Source organism: Synechococcus sp. R55.7 (assembly GCF_047461955.1).
GTDB lineage: Bacteria > Cyanobacteriota > Cyanobacteriia > Thermostichales > Thermostichaceae > Thermostichus.
Window position 1 is genome coordinate 4,689 of record NZ_JANSIC010000081.1, and the last position, 2,406, is coordinate 7,094.

4 protein-coding genes are annotated in these 2,406 nt (G+C 62.4%); 3 read left to right on the forward strand and 1 reads right to left on the reverse strand.

What is annotated here, in order from left to right:
- From NW820_RS06020 to NW820_RS06030, 3 genes are all read left to right on the forward strand, one after another.
- The coding region (locus tag NW820_RS06020) for an FAD-dependent oxidoreductase (RefSeq protein ID WP_414406971.1) at window positions 1-735 on the forward strand (735 nt) is incomplete at its 5' end.
- Window positions 723-920 carry a sulfur carrier protein ThiS gene (gene thiS, locus NW820_RS06025; RefSeq protein WP_414350083.1) on the forward strand — a complete coding sequence of 66 codons (198 nt, stop codon included), beginning with the start codon at window positions 723-725 and terminating at the stop codon, window positions 918-920. The genes NW820_RS06020 and thiS, both read left to right, overlap by 13 nt.
- A gap of 42 nt (window positions 921-962) precedes the next feature.
- A complete protein-coding gene (locus tag NW820_RS06030; RefSeq protein ID WP_414406972.1) occupies window positions 963-1,790 on the forward strand; it encodes a thiazole synthase in 828 nt (275 codons plus the stop codon).
- Between the two features lie 22 nt (window positions 1,791-1,812).
- Here NW820_RS06030 and NW820_RS06035 read toward each other — a convergent pair.
- Window positions 1,813-2,406 (reverse strand): class I SAM-dependent methyltransferase (locus tag NW820_RS06035; RefSeq protein WP_414406973.1); only part of this gene is annotated, 594 nt, incomplete at its 5' end.

Consider the following 2,406-nt stretch of genomic DNA (forward strand, 5'->3'; position numbering starts at 1 on the left):
GCCGAGCTGGAGCCATCGGTAGCCGGGCGATTTGCGCAGGGCCTGTATCTTCCCCAAGAGGGCCAACTGGACAACCGCCAACTGTTGGCAGCTTTACTGGCCAAGTTGCGGCAGCACGAGGTGGAAGTGGAGTGGGGTTGCCCTTGGGATCTGGAGCAGGCCCAAGCTTGGCAGCAGCAAACCGGTGGGTGGGTTTTGGATTGCCGCGGCCTGGGATCCCAAAAAGAATGGGGCGGGCAAAAACTGCTGCGCGGAGTTCGGGGTGAGGTGGTGCGCCTGTATGCCCCGGAAGTCTCTTTGCGGCGTCCAACCCGGCTGTTGCATCCTCGCTATCCGATCTACATCGCTCCCAAGCCGGGACACCTGTTCGTAGTGGGAGCCACCGAGATCGAATCTGAGGATCGCTCGCCGGTGAGCGTTCGCTCGGCTTTGGAGTTGCTCAGCGCCGCCTACGCCGTACATCCTGCCTTTGCCGAAGCGCGTATCCTGGAATTGGGCAGCCAATGTCGTCCCACCTTGGCGGATAACCTGCCAGCCGTGGTGGAGCGCTCACCTCGCCTGTTGCAGATCAACGGCCTCTATCGCCATGGCTTTCTGATCTCCCCGGCCATCCACGATGCTGTCTTGGAGTATCTCCACCAGGGTAGTTGTCGCTTGGCCCAGCAGCTTGGGATCCCCTTTCAGGTGCAGGCTGCCCCTCTTTCCGGTGAGTCCCTGTCGCCATGCGTGTCTTGATCAACCAGAAGCCTTACGATTTGCCGGAAGGCACCACTTTGTCCGAAGCAGTGGCTCAGGTGGGGGCCAGCGGCCCTTTCGCGGTAGCGGTTAATCTGAAGTTTGTGCCACGTGCGCAGCACGAGCAAACCCGTCTGCAAGAAGGCGACCAGGTGGAGATCGTCACTCCGGTTGCTGGCGGCTAGTGCCCCCCTTGCTTCCTGCTCTGTCCTGACTTTGCCCCGACAATGTCCACCCTTCTCCAGCTTTCCCCCTCCACTTGGGCCAATGAGGATCCCTTGGTGCTCTATGGCCAACCATTGCCCAGCCGTCTGATGTTGGGTACGGCTCGCTACCCTTCGCCAGCCATTTTGGAGCAGGCGGTGGCTCGCGCGCAGCCCTGTTTGTTGACGGTTTCTCTGCGGCGTCAAGGGGCACTGGGGCCAGAAACTTCGCAGAGGTTTTGGGCCCTGTTGCAGAAGATGGGGATCCCAGTTCTGCCCAACACCGCCGGCTGCCACAGCGTGCAGGAGGTGATCACAACGGCGGAGATGGCGCGGGAGGTGTTCGGCACCGACTGGATCAAGCTGGAGTTGATTGGGGATGACTACACGCTGCAGCCGGATCCCGTGCAACTGCCCACTGCTGCTGCTGAGCTGGTCCGGCGCGGCTTTAAGGTGCTGCCCTATAGCACCGACGACCTGGTGCTCTGCCAGCGGCTTTTGGATGCTGGCTGTGAGGTGGTGATGCCCTGGGCGGCCCCCATCGGCACCGGGAAAGGCCCTCTCAACCCCTACAACTTGCGCCTGCTGCGGGAGCGGATCGAGGCGCCGCTGATCGTGGATGCCGGCTTGGGCCTGCCCTCCCATGCCTGCCAGGTGATGGAGTGGGGCTTCGACGGGGTGCTGCTAAACACGGCGGTGGCCTTGGCCCGGGATCCGGTGGTCATGGCTGAGGCCTTTGCAGAAGCGGTGCGTTCAGGCCGCCGAGCCTACCTGGCCGGGGCCATGATCCCTCAGGAAACAGCTCAGCCCAGTACGCCTGTCCTCGGCACTCCCTTTTGGCACCAGGGCTGACTGCCGCTCTCAGGGGTGCAGCTCAGGCGGCAGGCTTTCGCGCCTGGATAACCTGCAGAGCTCCCCCAGCGTGGAGGGTCTGCCGGATGGATTGCCAACCCTGCTGCTGCAAATGCTCGGGCAAGTCCAGCTTGAGTAGCTCCCAGGCGGTCTCGGTTTCAAAAAGGGCCAGAAAGAGGGCCAGACCAGGCCAGATCAGGGGTTGCCGAGGCGCATGCAGATCCAGGATCAAGAGTCCTCCCCCCGGCTTGAGCACCCGCCACACTTCCCGCAGCACCTGCTCCAAATCTGCGAAGGACAATTCGTGCAGAGCCAAGCTGGTATGCACCCAATCAAAGCTGGCATTGGGAAAGGGCATATCTTGGGCAAAGGCCTCCACAAACTCCACCTGGGGAAGGCGTTTGCGGGCTGCCGCTAGAGCTTTGGGGGAAGCATCCAGGCCCACCACCTGCTGGCTCAGCTCCGCCAACAGTGGGGTTACTTCAGCTGGGCCACAGCAGAGATCCAACACCCGCTCCTGGGGATGAATCTGGATCCCTTGTAGGGGCAATTTCCGCAGCCGCTCGTATCCCCCCACCGCCAGAGCAGCCCCGCGGCTGATGCTGCGGTAAAGCCA

Coding starts and splice junctions, on each gene's coding strand:
- thiS (WP_414350083.1), top strand. CDS start 723: ATGCGTGTCTTGATCAACCAGAAGCCTTACGATTTGCCGGAAGGCACC.
- NW820_RS06030 (WP_414406972.1), top strand. CDS start 963: ATGTCCACCCTTCTCCAGCTTTCCCCCTCCACTTGGGCCAATGAGGAT.